Below are 15607 nucleotides of genomic sequence, written 5' to 3' on the forward strand. Positions count from 1 at the left end.
CGGCCCCGCCCGTTTTTCTCGCCCCTGCGACGTTTCCTACTCTGTTGATGACACACTGTGGCTGAAGACCTTTATCAAACGCTTGGAGTCTCTCGCGACGCGGATAAATCCGATCTGCAAAAATCCTATCGTAAATTGGCGCGCAAGTACCACCCGGACATGAACCCGGATGACAAAGCGGCCCAGGAAAAATTCAAACGCGTTCAAGAAGCCTACGAAGTCCTGGGAGACGAGGACAAACGAGCTGCCTACGATCGCTATGGCGCTGATTTCGAGAAAATCCGCGGCGGGTACCCGCCTGGCGCCGGTGGCGGTGGCGGCGGAGGAGGAGCGGGACCTTCATTTGATGGCCTCGATCTCGAACAGATCTTCGGCGCGGCGGGTCGTCAAGGCGGCGGCGATGCGGGCGGAGGCTTCGAAAATGGATTCAATGATTTCTTCGAACAGATCCTCGGCGGCGGGGCTGCGCCGGGCGGCGGCCGACATCGGACTGCCGCGCCACCGCAGCGTGGGTCCAACGTTCGCTATGAGTTAGCGATCCCGTTCGAAAAAGCGGTTCTCGGCGGGAAAGCTGAGTTTTATCCCACCGGCACAGGCAAGCATGAAAAACTCTCTGTCACGATCCCGGCCGGCGTCGAAGATGGTGCAAAAATTCGCTTGCGAGAACAGGGCCAATCCAGCCCCGGGGGGACGCCGGGTGATTTGATCCTGATCATCCAAATCGATTCGCACCCCTACTTCGAGCGAAAAGGCAAGAACCTGGAACTCGATCTGCCGATCACCGTCGGGGAAGCGGCAATGGGTACGAAAGCCGATGTTCCGACTCCCAAAGGGACTGTCACGCTCTCGATTCCCCCTCGCAGCCGAAGCGGGAAACGCCTCCGGCTGAAGGGGCTCGGAGTGCAATCGGCCAAAGGAGCCCCTGGTGACCTGATCGTCGAACTGCAAATCCAGCTGCCCGACGACATGTCCGACGCAGCGGTCGAGTTACTGAAACAGTTCGAGAGCGAACAATCCTTCGAGCCACGCAGCGGCTTGAAGTTCTAAACGCGCGGTGGCTGATCCGGTTTGCTCCCCTACGTGGCTCTCACACAGGGGCAGTGCTTGGACGTAAGAATACCAAGCATGGATTTCAGCCGAACCAACGGGCTATCGGTTGAATCGAGGTTGTCCGCCGCGATATTGAGCCGAGTGCCGCAAGGAGAATGGCACTTACTTGAGGCTGCGAAGCGGGCTTGGCAACCCGACGCGTGCGCGAGGCGGCGAGCCCTGCGTCCCAAGGACTCGTCGCCTCGTCCACTACTAGAACCGGCACTTATTCATCGTGTGTTGCTAAGTGCCATTCGCAGTAAGGTCCCGGGTAGCGCCGCAGACGCGTCTCGGCTCACGCAATCGCGAGCCGGTACAGCAGCCGATCCGTGACAAGCTACGCGCCGATATCAGCCGGCCCCGAGTTCGACGTCAATTTTCGCGTCGCGGGCGGCTTCGCGAAGTTTTGTCAACGCTCGGGCTTCGAGTTGGCGGACGCGTTCTTTCGTCACACCCATCTCGGCACCGACCTCTTTGAGCGTCAGCGGCTCGACACCGCGTTGGAGACCGAATCGAGCGGAGATAATCTTTTGCTCGCGTTCGTCCAAGCGATCGAGAATCCGAGCGAGCTCCCGTTGTCGCTGGCGCTGGACGGTCTCCTCGGTGTAGGGATCTCGTCGCTGGTCTTGGTGGGCATCGAACATCTCCTCGCCACTGGTGCGGAACCGGTCGCGATGCTTGAACTCCTTAGGAATTGTCCGGGCGAAGTTCTTCATGATCGCCCAGGTCGCATAGGTGCTGAACTTGTTGCCACGCGAGTAGTCGAATTTCTCAACCGCCCGGATCAACGACATGTTGCCGTCGCTGATCAGCGAGAAGAAATCATCGGTACTAGCGAGGTGACGTTTGGCGATCGAGACTACCAAACGCAAGTTTGCCTGCACGATCTTGTTCTTAACCCGCACGGCATCTTCGTAGAGAGACTGGATTTGATCCATGGTGGCTGCATTGGTCTGGCCACTGGCGATCAATTCATCCCGCAGCACACCGGCGCGGTGTTTGAGGTAGTTCATCTTGCGAAACAAATGCCCCTCTTGCTCACGGTTGAGCAAGGCCACGTCGTAGAGGGCTGCCAAGTAACTAGGCAGGTCTGCGGGCGTGCGAACCTTGCGGGCGGGGGGTCCGTCGGGCATGTCGGCCAAATATTCCGCTTCTCGGCTCGTGTCCTCGAAATCTTCGTTGTAGATGTGATCGAGCGGCAGTTCGGAGATTTCCTGCATCCGCACCTCGTCGAGGATGCGGCGAATGCTCGAACGGGTGCGTTTGAATCGCTTGCACAATTGCGGGATGGTCGCTCCGTGGGCGTATAACTGGGCGATGACACGTTTGTCATCCTCGGTCAAGGACTCCCGATGGTGGGGAAAGATCGCGAGCGATTGATTCTTGACGTCAAAATTCTTCAACGTGTAGCGAATCGTTTCAGGCGAGCGGTCCATTTGCCCAGCCAATTGGAGGGTGACTTCGGAGAGACTGGCGCCGCCTTCGGCCAATTGCCGAGCACGTTCGATCATCTCTGATTTCTCGTCGCCACTGAGCTGGCTGAACCGCTCACCGCGACGAACCTTATCCCGGTTGTCCTTGATGAACTGGTCCACACTGCTCTGTAGAAACCCGACCCGTTTGCGTTTGCCAAACATGAATTTGCGGGCAACCAAACCCGCATCGCGCCAGCGGCTGATGGTCTTGGTGGACACCTGAAACTTCTTGGCCAGTTCATTGACCGTCAGCACCCGCTCACCAGCCGACTCGGAATCGAGGACTGCCGCATCGGCGAGGTCTTCGATCAACAGACGCAGGTCGTGCTGCAGGTCCTCCGAGCGGATCGTTTGCCGCAGCTTGGAATCGGGATGGTAGTTTGTGATTCGGAAATAGACGTAATCGAACAGGTAGTCGCGATCGTCCTCGAGTTCGTTGAGCAGTTTCTCGGCGAGCAATCCTTGTTCGATCTTTTTCGGCCGCGGCGCAAACCGGGTCAGTTGGTCGCGAAGTTCGATCAATCCGATGTGACGGTAGCTGGTAAGCATAATCTTGTTTTCCCAGTGCGTGATCGCTCATGTCTGTTTTCCATGCAACCCCGGCGGGTCGCCAACACATCGATCTGATTTGCCCGGGGATCGCCAAATCCATATGGCGATGAAGGGATCCGAACCGTCCGGGCAAAGCAATTGGATCAGCGATCCAAAGCTTACCAGACAGCCCGAAGGTTTCGAGTGGCTCCATGCCACGCGAGGCTTCTGTGTCTCGTTTCTCGATGTCCCCTCACGCCTGACTGCCACCACCGCTTCCGTCTCGTTCCGACGACTAGCTTGGGGTGAAAAATCCGACCTTCGACGACTTCGAAGTCGTGCCCACAACAAAGACCGTGAAAGTCGGGGTAGTGTTCGTCCCCCAGCCGAATTTGCTTCGAAATTCAGGCCGCGTTCCCACGGTTTCATGCGAACGGAACCTAGGTACTGAAATTTCCGCGCCAAAGTGCTCCAGAACCGTTCATGGAGAACACTTGACTTCATAAGTGTCCCGTAAATACCCGCATTTCTGTACCGATAAAAAAATCCAGGCGTCCCCAAGTGTCCCGCCGAGGATGCCTGAGATTGTCACTTTTACAATCAGATTGAAACTTTGGGGTCTCATTTTGAGAATAAGGGCGATTCTGGGACAAGCATTCAATCGCTTGGTGGGTGCGTGCCGATTGTGCAGAGACGCGGTGTCGTGAACGCCGCTTTTGCGCTGATTCTCGCCTCATTTTTCCAAACGACTGGTCCGCTGCCATGAGCAATCGCCCCCGCCCTGGAATTTTGTCCCGCTCCGTTTCGCTCGAGAAACTGGCTCAATCGCTGCCTAGTGGGCCTCCGCCAGCCACCCTTCCTGAGGGGCCAAGTCACTCCCGGCGAGGATTCTTACGATCGATATCCGCGGGTACTGCCTTGGCGGGCGCGAGTCTGGGCGCGTTGAGCGGTACTCTGCTGTCGGGTCCAGACCGCTCGGCGACGGCTGGCGATGCGAACGAGCAGACGCGGCTTGGCATCAACCGGGATCAAGACCTCTTTCGGGTCCGCATGGAAATTGAAGTCAACGGGAATGTGAACTTGCTCCAAGACCCATTGGTGCGTAACAGCAAAAAACGCATGCTGCCGATCGAAGCGAAATTGGCACTGGATTATGAAGAGCGGTATCTGCGGCCCGCTGGGGCGACCGCTGACTCGGAGATTATTGCGGCCGAACGGCATTTTCATGAAGCCACGGGGACCAGTCGGATCAGCCGCAACGACCAGGAGATCACTCTTCGGCATTCGGTGGGCGATGTGATTGCCAGGCGCGACGAGCTACCCGAAACGATCTACTCCAATGACGATTATCTAACCCATGAGGAAATGGACCTGCTACGCACGCCCATCGCCAGCACGGCGATCGACGCGTTGGTCCCCGATCAGATGATGCGAGCGGGCGAGAAGGTAACGCTTCTCTCGTCGGACCTCGCTTCCTTTTTCAATCTGTCGGCGATCGCATCGAGTGACGTGCAGGTGGAATTGGTCGCTGCGAACGCCGCGGAAGCGAAGCTGCAGTTACGTGGCAAGATGCACGGTTCGGTCTCAGGCGTACCCACCGAGTTGAAGGTTGTGGGGAAACTGACGCTCGACCGCAAAGCTGGAGCGGTTACCTGGGCAGCCGTCGCGGTCCACGAGACCCGTGAGATCGGCAATGCCGAGCCGGGGTTCGATGTGACCGCCACAATCCGCATGGTTCGCAAGCCGCTGCCGAGCGTGCAGACTTTGCCGCAGGCCCCGCAACGAATCGCATTCGATGAGCCGCCACCAGCAAGCCGTTTGCTGGTGACGATGGCCAGCGATCATGTCGGCGTGGAGGGCTTGATGGACCGTCGCTGGCGGGTGATGAAGGACCTCCCGGGCGAGGCGGTGCTGCGAATGATCGAGAACGATCGATCCATCGCGCAGCTGAACCTGAAACCGCTGCCCCGCCTGGTCGAAGGCAAACAACTGAGCTTGGAACAATTCCAGAGCAATGTCGAGAAAACACTCGGGGATCGCTTCGGCGAACTCATCGGCAGCAGCGAAGGCATGACAGAGGGGGGGCTGCGGATGCTCCATGTGGTCGTCGGCGGCCGCGTTGAAGGCGTGCCGATCCAGTGGATCATGATGCACTTGAGTGACGATAGCCGCCGCCGCGTGCTCGCCACCTGGACCATGGACGGGCAGAGCGTCCCACTGTTGGCAGGGTCCGACACCCAGCTCGCCGCGTCGCTGCGATTGACAGGCGATACCGGGAACACGGGCCAAAGCGATCCCGATTCCGGGAAAAACGACAAAAATCTTGAATTATCCGCGGCCGAATCGGGGGACGAAGTAGAATCAGGAGCAGCGGTAGCCGAGCTACTCTCACCGAGCGACGTGAAGTCCCGCTAGGGAAGCGACGAACCGGGTAGCCGGCCGTGACGGAACGCGTGACAGGTCGCACCTGCGTGATGAAGCGGTGCGATCCGCTGCCGTCCTGACGAGCGAGGTGCATCGACCCGTTCTGCTCCATGCTGCGTCATACCCCTAATCTACTGACAGCCGTTTTCGAGTTTTTGGCGTTTTCCCCGATGCAACTTTTTCGCAACGAACGTTCCATGAGCCGGGTGAGACGCCCTCAGTCCGTACGAGCCCGCGATATCAGAGTCGCCCTCAGTATGCTGGCGATCACGCTGGGTAGCGCCATCGCCGCCGCCCCGTCGATGGGCCAGGGCGCCGCTGCGAATCCAGCTGGCGAGACGAAGCAGGATCCATCGAGCCAGACGCAAACCGCTTTTGCCCCGGGCGTCGTCACGGTCATCCCGCCAGCTCCGGATCCCAAGGAAACCTTTGACGGACCGCAAACCCTGCAGGCGCTGATCAACGCCCACCCGGAGATCTCTTGGGAAAAATCAGGAGATCACCCGGAGGGCAAGCCTCATTTTGATCCGCGATCCCGCACACTCGAAGAGATGCTGAAGCAGGTGATTTATCGCCGCGAGATTTTTTGCTTCGAATTGTCCTTCAAACCGCTTCGCCAAATTTATCTGGACATCCCGCGGCCGGACGGGAAGATGCAGCGAAAACTCGTGCAGTACATGGTCTACCGCGTGCGATATCGCGGCGGCGACCTGCGTCCGGCGGTGGACAATCCCGACGAACCGATCTTCAAACGGATTGAGTCGGTGAGCTACCAGTCCCGTCGTTTCTTCCCGATGTTCGTTCTGGAGGACCGCGAGGCAGACCAGCAATACGTCGACCAAATCTTGCCGACCGCAGTCGAGCGGATCGCCATTCGCGAACAGATCACGGCCCCTTTGCACAATAGCGTGGACATTTCCCGCGTCAAAATCCCACGCACCGAGGATCCCAATGCCCCGGGCGTGTGGGGCGTGGCGACCTGGGTCGATGTGGACCCGAACATCGATTACATCAGTGTCAACGTCTTCGGTCTGACCAACGCGTTTGAACAGGACGGTGAAGGCGACGATGCCCCATATCGCCGCAAAGCCCTGATGCTGAATTTCTATCGCCCCGGCGATGCGACCAACCAGATCGACGACCGGGTCCGATTCGGGATCCCCGCTTTCGACGACGAAAAGCAACAATCCTACGTGTTGGAGAAATATGGGCTCGATAAACGGCTTGATTACCGGTGGGTCTTCCGGTAACTTTCTCGTCTTCCCAATCCAATTCAATTTTGACGCGTCCCCGCAGACGGCGTCAAAACCAGCAAACAAAATCAGCAAGCGAAGAGATCATGGCACATAAAAAGGGTCAGGGCAGTAGCCGTAACGGTCGCGACAGTAACGCACAACGCCGTGGCGTGAAACGATTCGGCGGCGAAGCTGTCGCTGCCGGCAATATTCTCATCCGCCAGGTCGGCACCAAGTTCCATCCCGGCAAGGGCGTCGGCATGGGCAACGACTACACCCTCTACGCCCTCGTGGCGGGCAAGGTACGCTTCGATCGCGAAGGTCGCCGTATCAACGTCGACGTCGCCTGAGCATTCTCTTTTGAACGGATTCAGCGTCGAGGGGCTCAACCCTCCGCAAGCCGAAGCGGTCACGACCCTGTCGGGACCGCTCCTGGTTTTGGCCGGTGCCGGCACTGGCAAAACGCGGGTGGTCACGTTCCGGATCGCGAACCTGATCAAGCACGGGATCGCTCCCGAGCGGATTCTCGCGGTGACGTTCACCAATAAAGCCGCCGGCGAGATGCTCGAACGCGTCTCCGAACTGCTCGGCCATAAAAACCAACGCCGCCGCAAAGGCGAGAAAGCGCCGCCCAAGCCGGTCATCAGCACGTTTCACTCGCAATGTGTGCGGATGCTTCGCGAGCACGCCAACGTGCTCGGCTTTCCCAAAAAATTCTCGATCTACGATCGCAGCGATCAAGAATCGCTGGCCCGCGCCGTCCTCCGCGAACTTCGCTTGCCCGGCACGGCCCTGAAACCCTCGGACATGCTGTCGATCATCGGTTCCTGGAAGAACGAATCGATTTTGCCCGAACAGGCTGCGGGGCACGCTTGCACGGACAAGGAACACTTCGCGGCCTCGGGCTACCGCCGCTATCAAGACGCCCTCCGCGCCCGCGGCGCGATGGACTTCGATGATCTCTTGCTGCATACCGAAACACTGCTGACCGAGCACGAAGAGGTCCGGCAAGCCGAAGCGGCTAAGTACGATCACGTGCTCGTCGACGAGTACCAAGACACCAACGGTAGCCAGTACCGGATCACGCAAGCATTGACCCGCGACCACCGTAATTTCTGCGTCGTCGGTGACGATGACCAGTCGATCTACGCTTGGCGTGGCGCCGACGTCTCTCACATCCTGAGCTTTTCCCAGGATTGGCCCGATGCCAAGGTCGTCTGGCTCGAGGACAACTATCGCTCCACCGGCGCGATCCTGGAGATGGCCAATACCCTGATCGCATTCAATACCGAGCGGCACGACAAGATCCTCAAGCCCGATCGGCCGATGGGCAAACGCCCCCGAATCGTCCAGCACAAAGACGAGATTGTCGAAGCCGAAACGGTCGTCCGCGAAATCCGGCATCTGATCGACAACGAACACGTACAGCCGAAGAATATTGCGATTCTGTTTCGCACCAATGAGCAACCGCGATTGTTCGAAACTGAACTACGCAAAGCCGACGTGCCCTACGTGATGCTCGGCAGTCAATCGTTTTTCGATCGCCGCGAGGTCCGCGATCTGATCGCCTACCTCAAATGGATCGATCAACCCGACGATGAGATCTCCCTGCTTCGTGTGATCAACACACCGGCTCGAGGGCTGAGCAACAAGACGACACGGTTACTCGTCGACCGGGCCGTGCAGCGGGGTGTGCCCGTGTGGCAGGTCATGCAGAACGCAGCGGCCACCGAGGATTTGCCCCCAGCCGCCAAGCGTGGTATTGAGCAACTCCGCCAACTCTGCGCCGACGTGCAACAGCGAGCCGAGAATGACTCGCTCGTCGGTGCCATGGAGACGCTGATGCAGCGGACCGCCTACGCAGACGAGATCACCAAGCTGTACGACCAACCCGACGAACGGGAAGCTCGGATGGCCTCGATTGGTGAATTCACCAATGCCCTCTCAGCCTATCAAGACAAAAGCGAGAAAGCGGAGCTGTCCGGGTTCCTCAGCGATATCGCCCTGTCGGGTCGCGAAATGGGCAGCGAGAAAGACAAGCTCGCCATGAAGAACGCGGTCTGGCTACTGACCATGCACGCGGCCAAGGGACTCGAGTTTCCTGTTGTCTACATGGTGGGAATGGAAGATGGCTTCGTGCCTCACAGCCGTAGCGTCAAAAGCGGGCGTGACGAGGACATCGCCGAAGAGCGACGGTTGTGCTACGTGGGCATTACCCGAGCCCAAGAGAATCTCACCATGTCTTTGGCCCTGACGCGGAGGAAATGGGGCAAGCCGCGTCCCACGCAACCGAGCCGGTTCCTGTACGAGATCACGGGCAAAGCTGATAACCCGAATAAATACCGCAAGCAGGGCCGCCGCGGCTCGGGCGCACGACATCGGTAAACGTCACCGCTAGGCTCTCACTGACGAGGCACCCCCGATGGCTGAACCGATTTCGCTGACGCGTTTAGCGATCGCCCTCGTGCCGGTCCTCGGACTGCTCGTCTGGTTAGCCGCCGAAGGCCATTCATTGCGGACAACCCTGCAGGGTCTCGGGCGAATGCTGATCCAGCTATCGCTCGTTGGCTACGTGCTCGTCTATCTCTTTCGGTCCGATCGAGCTTGGGTGACCTTGGCGACGCTGACTGCGATGATGATCGCGTCCTCGGCGATCGCGATCCGCACCGCGGAGAAGAGGCCTTGGCGGCGCTATGCTGACGTCCTCCTGTCGATCTTGATCGGCGGTGGCACAACGCTCGCTGTGATCACCGTTGGCGTCCTCGACGTCGAGCCCTGGTACAACCCACGCATCTTGATTCCGCTAGCAGGGATGACCTTCAGCAACTGCATGAACGCACTCTCATTGGCGATCGAGCGACTCGATTCCGCCACCGAGGGCACTCCCGACTCAGCCGTTCGCGTGGCGTTGATCCCAATCACCAACAGTCTCTTCGCTGTCGGTGTCGTTTCCATTCCCGGGATGATGACCGGCCAAGTTCTCGCAGGAGTATCCCCACTGATCGCAGCCCGCTACCAGATCATGATCATGTGCCTGATCTTCGCGTCGGCCGGTTTGTCGCTGATGATCTTCATGCGATTGCAGCGCAGACCGCAATCGTTGAACGACCCCACATCCTGAGTCGGCGAATCTCTCGGACTCGAAGGCCGTACGGCTATTCGGGGCTGCCGAAACCGGCTTTGCGGTCACGGATCAAGAGGCTCGTCAGATCGCTACGACGCACCGTCGCGATCAGCCGATGCGGGGTATCGTCGGTGACCACGGCAACGCAGTCATCGCTGGTTTTGCGAAACAGGTTGACCGCGTCTTTAACGGGCTGCGACGGCCGCAGCAGCAGGTCGGGCGGTGTCGCCAAATCTCCGGCGCGGACCAGGAGATCCGACTGCGGATCGAAAAAGGCTTGGTTGAGCAGGTCGAATCGGATCAACCCAACCACGCAGCGATCGTCGTCGACGACGGGAAAGGTGTTGGCATGCGAGTGCTCGACAAAATGCACGACTTCGTTGAAATCTGCGTTCTCGGCGATCCCTTCGACGCTTCGCCGCATCACCTGTTCGACCCGCATCCGCTCCGACAGGGCGGTTTTCTTGTCCAGCAGTCCAGCGGACCCTGCCAACCGGGTGAACACATTCCGCAGCGCGCTCAGCGGCGTGCCGAACGTGTGGTGAATGGAATTGGCAATCGGCATCTCACCGCTGTGCAGCACCGCGGCTCGAGTCAGCAGGGGACCGAAGATCTCGAACACGACCACGGTGCCGAGGATGATCGTCTGCACATGACCGGCGATCTCTGGGTTCCTTGAGGTCGCCGTTGCGCTGAGCGAGATCGCCACCCCGGCCTGGGCCAATAGCGCCGGCCCTAACCAAGTGCGGATCTCGGGAGAGGCTTCTGTGCGGGAGGCAACGGCCCACACACCGACAATCTTGCCCAGAGATCGCAAGATGACATACCCGGCCCCTACCAATCCGACCTGCCATAGCAAGCGGAGGTTGAGCTCACTGCCATGAACAGAGAAGAACACGACGGTGAGCAGGCCGCCAATCGAATCAAACTGTTCCGTTATCTTCTGCGTGCCGCTCGATGAGTTGACCACAACGACGCCCACGACCAGGAACACGAGCATGTACGGCAGCTGCCACGTCTCGCTCAGCCCGAGCAGCAGCGAGGCCATCCCGACCAGCAGCACCAGCCAGCGGCGCGTGTGCATGATCTCGCAGGCGTAGCTCATCACCAACCCACCGACCAAGCCGAGGACAAACGCACCCCCAAGGGACTGAACCAATCGCATCAAGGTGGCTGCGATTGATTGCGTCTGACCACCGGGCATCGCCAACTCGATGCCCAACCATACCAGTTCGAAGACGATCACCGCAGCGAGGTTGTTGAGTGTGACGAGAGTGCTGATGAGACTCGTCACCGGACCTTCGGCGTTCGTCTCCCGCAATACAAACATCGTCGTCGCGGGCGATGTGGCGAGCGCCAGCGTGCCAAGCAAAACAGATTGGGCGGGCGTCATGCCGAGTAGGTAAACGCCAATGGTCACGAAGACCCCGGTGCAAACCATCTCGCCGATCGAAAGCGGGATCGCCCGGCGACTGATCCGGCGAATCTGATCAAAGGGAAAAAGCGTGCCGAGATAAAACAGCACCAAAGCCATTGCCAACTTCGTCAGCGGCTCGAGAAATTGATAGTGCTGGTGCGGGATCACGTCAAAGACGCTCGTGCCGAGCAGCAGCCCCGCGACGAGATAGGCGGTGACTTTGGGCAGCCTCAGCAATTCGCTGGCCAACCCCGCGAACAAACTCGCGGTCAGGAGCATGCCGATGGTCGTCGCGATGTGAATCGGTTCGGTCACAACCAAATCCATTGGCGACACGTTCACAGTGGTATCGCTCGTCGCGACGCTAGCCAGCCCCATCATGAGGCCCGTGGTTGTCATCATGGCGATGGCCGCTAAAAGATCGAAAACAGGGGCACAGGACGCGGCGAGCCAATTCGCACGACCATGCGTGGCGACATTCTACCCGGCAACGCTCGCCATGGGGAGGCGGATTGGCGACACCTCCAGCAGCCTGCTGGGCGCCAATCCGGTCCGCGGCTACTCGTCCAAGGAACGCGGGAGTAAATAGAGCCGAGTATTGCGAAAGCTGTTCCGTGGTGGACAAGTCGACGAGCAGTTGATCCCCCACAAGTTTCCCTACGCCGAAGGCGTTGAAGAAAATAGCCGGTGGTTTGAGCGGAGCGAACACCACCGGAAAGGACCTCAATAGCGATAATTAGCGGAGTTAGAAATACTCGCTCCCTTCCATTTCACGCTGGTCGCGTGTGCCCAGAGCTCCCCAGAGGCCGAACGGACTGGGGCTTCCGGGGGCGAGATTGCCGGTCCCATTTTCGCTGACGGTGCCTTGATTATAGCCAGCCTCGATCGAATCCGTGATGAACTTGATCGCCCCGTCGCCCATCGCGACGTGGCAGCCACCCTGGTGCCGGCTGCTGAAGGTGAGCGTGCCGATCGTCGACTCGTCGCCACCGAAGCAAAGTTCACGGTTGGGAGCCAGGGTCGTGTTGACTCCTGTCATCAGGCCGTTTGAGTCCGCCCAACGGTAACCACGACCTTCGGTACGCTTGGACGTCGCGCCCACTCCGGAGCCCTGCAGCCAAAAACTTGGGCGGTTGGGGTCGATTTGACCATAGCATGTCTTCACATCGTCCAGGACGCCGGGCGACCATCCGTTGTCAATCGATGGGGTCGTGCGTGTGTCGCGATCACCGAGATCGGTGGCCATCTCACCGAGCATGATCGTGTTGGATAATCCATCGGTGACGTCACTGTAGGAGGTCACCATGCGTGGCACGAACATCCCACGTCCGGTCACCCGCATCAGGTCTTTGCCACTGGGTGACCACTTCGAAGCCTCGTATCGCCAGGAACCCTGGTCCAGGCCTTCGATGGCATCACCGAGACAGGCCGCGTAATTGGTGCGCCCCATCGCAGGGAGCCCAGCACCAGGATCAGAGGGACAGCGGTACGTCGCGACCTCGGTTTGCCAAGGCCGATAGGTCGCCATCGAGGGCACCGGCCCCATCGGCGGATACAGGTGGGTCGGTTCCTCGCCACCATCGCCCACGTCGAACTGAGGAAGCATCCCCATCGAAGCGTCATTCGGATCGCTGGGGTCGCCCCCAGTCCCGATGGGCGGCGTGCCCGCGAAACCCTCACTGATCGCATCCCACAGCGGTGCCTGACCCGTGAACGGGGTGATCGACACGAGAAAGCTCAGCCGGAACTGGTTCGTGTTGGCAGGGTCGTTGGCGTTGCTGAACGTGCCCGTTCCGTGCAACGGTAGGTTACCAAACGATTCATGGTACTGGGCCACGCCCAAGGCGATCTGCTGAAAGTTATTACTGCAGCTCATCCGGCGAGCGGCCTCGCGGGCGGCCTGGACCGCCGGCAACAGCAACCCTACTAAAATTCCGATGACGCCCATCACGACGAGCAACTCGAGCAGCGTGAATGCGTTATGATGACGACTTCGTTGCATGAGGATCTCTATTTCAATGGGTGTGGCGAGCTCACTGCGATCCTTCAGTCTAGCGGTCCTCGCGAGCGTGCGGGGCCGCGATGCAAAATTTCTGAAAGACTTCATGGCGGTTTCTCTCTCTTCTCGTCGACTTCCCCCCTCGGACGCGAATTTTGCCGCGGCCATGGTGGATGATTGCTTGACGACTGCGATCCGGTGCGGTGCCAGTGACGTGCATCTGCAGCCGCGGGCAGAGAGCTGGGATGTGTCGTTTCGCATCGACGGTGTATTGCAGCCGCGGGAATCCTATCAGCGGAGCAGCGAGAGTGATCCGGTATCCCGATTGATGGCGTTAGCGGGATTGCCGTCCTATCACGGCGGTGTGCCGCAAGAAGGTCCGCTGCGTTGGCGGGACGCCGACGGGGATCTGCGAGAGATGCGGCTGGGCATCTTTCCGACCGTGCATGGCAACCGCGCGGCGATTCGAATCATGGATGACCGCGAGGCGATCCGGCGACTCGACCAACTCGGCTTCGATGCTGCCACGACCGGGCAGATCGAGTCCGTCTGCGATTCACGAGAGGGTTGGTTGTTGGTCGCCGGGCCCGCCGGCAGCGGCAAGACAACCACTCTGTATGCCTGCTTATCTCAAATTGCCTCGCGTGATTTTCATCGCAGCGTGCTGACGATCGAGGATCCAATCGAATCGGTAATCGATTCGATCAGCCAGAGCCAATTGCAGCCGGCCAGCGGTTTGACGCTTGCCGCAGCGATGCGGGCGGCCGTGCGGCAGGATGCTGAGGTCTTGTTGGTCAGCGAGATTCGTGACGTCGAGACCGCCGAAGCCGTCTTGGCCGCTTCGATGACCGGACATCTGTGCTTTTCCTCGATTCACGCCGGATCGCTCGGCACGACGCTGCGCCGCCTCGTGCAGATGCAGCTCCCGCTCTTCGCCATCCAAAGCGGTCTGCGGGGAATACTGTGCCAGCGGTTGTTGCGGCGAAAATGTGCGGCCTGTGCCGGCGGATCTCAAACCGCCGCTTCGACATGTGAGCGTTGTCATGCCACCGGTTACGAGGGGCGCATCCCGATCGCTCAAATGGTCACACTCGATAGTGGGCCGGCCGGACAAGCGATCTGGGGAGCGGTGGTCGACGGGCGACCGGCCTCGGAGATCGACGACGTCGCCGCACAAGCAGGGGTCGCGTCACTGCGGTCGCAAGCCGAACGGTTGGTCGAGGAAGGCCAAACCGATGCAGCCGAAGTCTTCCGGGTACTGGGGCGATCTTCATGAACTCACTCCAGGCGGCCCCTCGTTCGATCGATGACGAATCCCTGGCAATGCTGCTCGATGAGGTCGCTGCCATGGCCGATTCGGGCCGTTCCTTGACGCTGGGGCTGACCGGACTTGGCGACTCGGCAATGGGCACGATCGGCCGCGCCGCCAAAGGGGTTCGCAACCGGATGGAGCAAGGCCAATCCGCTGCCGAAGCGATCGCCTCGCTGTCGCCGACCTACCACGCACCCATTCGCTGCGCGATGCAGTTGATGGCGCAAACGGGATCCACTCGCCCGCTCAACGAAACGGTGCGGATGATTCGTCGATCCAACCAGCGCCGGCGTCAGGTCCGGCTCGCGACGATCAACCCGATGCTCAACATCTTTGTCGCCGCGACGGTGCTATGCTTGGTCATCCCCTGGATTTTGTTGTCGCTTGTCCAAGCCGACCTGATCACGACAGCGTTCTCGCCGACGTTCATCGACCTACTGCGGACGTTCACTCGTCATTCCATCGTCGCGATTGCGACCATGCTCGTGGTCATCGGACTCTTTGCGTTGTTCATCGTTTGGGGACAACGTCGATCGCTGCAAAGCGACGACGCGGCTCGCGACCAAGCCATCTTTTGTCGCTGGCTGGCGATGCAAATGGGACAGCCCGGACACGAATCCATTGAATCGGCCCGAGCGATCGAGACGGCTGCCAAGGTGGTCAGCCCCGCTTTCGCCGCATCCTGGAATGAGGCGGTTGAAAACATCCGAGCCGGAGCTCAAAGCGAACGAGCGATCGCGATGCCCGAGTCACTATCGCAACCCGTGCGACAATGTGTTGTCGACTTGGTCGCCGCCGAGCGTGATCGCCAGTCGATTGCCGTCGACCTGGAATCTCTCGGTGAGCTGTACGAAACCGAGGCGTGGAACCGGCAAACTTGGTGGATCGAATCCATTCCGAAATGGTTGGCCGGGATCCTGATGGTGGCGGTGATCACCATTCTGATTCGAACGATGGTGGCGCCACTGCTCGATGTGATCGGTGAGGTGCTCTAATGAATC

At 59.6% G+C, this 15607-nt stretch carries 11 protein-coding genes; 8 read left to right on the plus strand and 3 right to left on the minus strand.

Going from position 1 to position 15607, the window contains the following annotated elements:
• The first annotated feature begins 57 nt into the window (after positions 1-57).
• Complete coding sequence (locus tag CA85_RS16725; RefSeq protein WP_146392511.1) at positions 58-1047, plus strand: DnaJ C-terminal domain-containing protein; 990 nt, start codon at positions 58-60, stop codon at positions 1045-1047.
• 392 nt (positions 1048-1439) lie between these two features.
• Here CA85_RS16725 and CA85_RS16730 read toward each other — a convergent pair whose 3' ends face one another.
• Complete coding sequence (locus CA85_RS16730; protein WP_146392512.1) at positions 1440-3113, minus strand: sigma-70 family RNA polymerase sigma factor; 1674 nt, start codon at positions 3111-3113, stop codon at positions 1440-1442.
• A gap of 924 nt (positions 3114-4037) precedes the next feature.
• On the opposite strand from CA85_RS16730, the gene CA85_RS16735 reads away from it, so the two are divergent.
• The 5 genes from CA85_RS16735 to CA85_RS16755 all read left to right on the plus strand — a co-directional run bounded on the left by CA85_RS16735 (position 4038) and on the right by CA85_RS16755 (position 9875).
• Positions 4038-5510, plus strand: coding sequence for a hypothetical protein (locus CA85_RS16735; protein WP_186775004.1), 1473 nt, complete (start codon positions 4038-4040; stop codon positions 5508-5510).
• Between the two features lie 206 nt (positions 5511-5716).
• Positions 5717-6769 (plus strand): hypothetical protein, encoded by a 1053-nt coding sequence (locus CA85_RS16740; RefSeq protein WP_146392514.1) that lies wholly within the window; start codon positions 5717-5719, stop codon positions 6767-6769.
• A gap of 89 nt (positions 6770-6858) precedes the next feature.
• Positions 6859-7104 (plus strand): 50S ribosomal protein L27, encoded by a 246-nt coding sequence (gene rpmA / locus CA85_RS16745; protein WP_146392515.1) that lies wholly within the window; start codon positions 6859-6861, stop codon positions 7102-7104.
• 10 nt (positions 7105-7114) lie between these two features.
• Positions 7115-9139, plus strand: a complete 2025-nt coding sequence (locus tag CA85_RS16750) for an ATP-dependent helicase (RefSeq protein WP_146392516.1) — start codon at positions 7115-7117, stop codon at positions 9137-9139.
• A gap of 37 nt (positions 9140-9176) precedes the next feature.
• Entirely contained in the window at positions 9177-9875 is a 699-nt protein-coding gene (locus CA85_RS16755; protein ID WP_146392517.1) for an ABC transporter permease, read from the plus strand.
• 34 nt (positions 9876-9909) lie between these two features.
• On the opposite strand, the gene CA85_RS16760 is transcribed toward CA85_RS16755, so the two are convergent.
• Together CA85_RS16760 and CA85_RS16765 are read right to left on the minus strand one after the other, a co-directional pair.
• The gene (locus CA85_RS16760; protein ID WP_146392518.1) at positions 9910-11697 is read right to left on the minus strand and encodes a cation:proton antiporter domain-containing protein; all 1788 of its coding nucleotides are present in this window, start codon (positions 11695-11697) and stop codon (positions 9910-9912) included.
• A gap of 343 nt (positions 11698-12040) precedes the next feature.
• Positions 12041-13297, minus strand: coding sequence for a DUF1559 domain-containing protein (locus CA85_RS16765; RefSeq protein WP_146392519.1), 1257 nt, complete (start codon positions 13295-13297; stop codon positions 12041-12043).
• On the opposite strand from CA85_RS16765, the gene CA85_RS16770 reads away from it, so the two are divergent.
• Both CA85_RS16770 and CA85_RS16775 read left to right on the plus strand, forming a co-directional pair.
• Positions 13296-14570, plus strand: a complete 1275-nt coding sequence (locus CA85_RS16770; RefSeq protein ID WP_246112881.1) for a GspE/PulE family protein — start codon at positions 13296-13298, stop codon at positions 14568-14570. The genes CA85_RS16765 and CA85_RS16770 overlap by 2 nt on opposite strands.
• Positions 14567-15601, plus strand: coding sequence for a type II secretion system F family protein (locus CA85_RS16775; protein ID WP_146392520.1), 1035 nt, complete (start codon positions 14567-14569; stop codon positions 15599-15601). Before CA85_RS16770 ends, CA85_RS16775 begins: the two co-directional genes overlap by 4 nt.
• Positions 15602-15607: the final 6 nt, after the last annotated feature.

Origin of the sequence: Allorhodopirellula solitaria, from assembly GCF_007859855.1 — a bacterium.
GTDB classification, from domain to species: Bacteria; Planctomycetota; Planctomycetia; order Pirellulales; family Pirellulaceae; genus Rhodopirellula; species Rhodopirellula solitaria.

Bases quoted from the DNA above. Each gene is read 5' to 3' on its own strand.
- CA85_RS16730 (WP_146392512.1), bottom strand. From the start codon at position 3,113: ATGCTTACCAGCTACCGTCACATCGGATTGATCGAACTTCGCGACCAA.
- rpmA (WP_146392515.1), top strand. From the start codon at position 6,859: ATGGCACATAAAAAGGGTCAGGGCAGTAGCCGTAACGGTCGCGACAGT.
- CA85_RS16765 (WP_146392519.1), bottom strand. From the start codon at position 13,297: ATGCAACGAAGTCGTCATCATAACGCATTCACGCTGCTCGAGTTGCTC.
- CA85_RS16770 (WP_246112881.1), top strand. From the start codon at position 13,296: ATGAGGATCTCTATTTCAATGGGTGTGGCGAGCTCACTGCGATCCTTC.
- CA85_RS16755 (WP_146392517.1), top strand. From the start codon at position 9,177: ATGGCTGAACCGATTTCGCTGACGCGTTTAGCGATCGCCCTCGTGCCG.
- CA85_RS16760 (WP_146392518.1), bottom strand. From the start codon at position 11,697: ATGATGACAACCACGGGCCTCATGATGGGGCTGGCTAGCGTCGCGACG.
- CA85_RS16740 (WP_146392514.1), top strand. From the start codon at position 5,717: ATGAGCCGGGTGAGACGCCCTCAGTCCGTACGAGCCCGCGATATCAGA.
- CA85_RS16775 (WP_146392520.1), top strand. From the start codon at position 14,567: ATGAACTCACTCCAGGCGGCCCCTCGTTCGATCGATGACGAATCCCTG.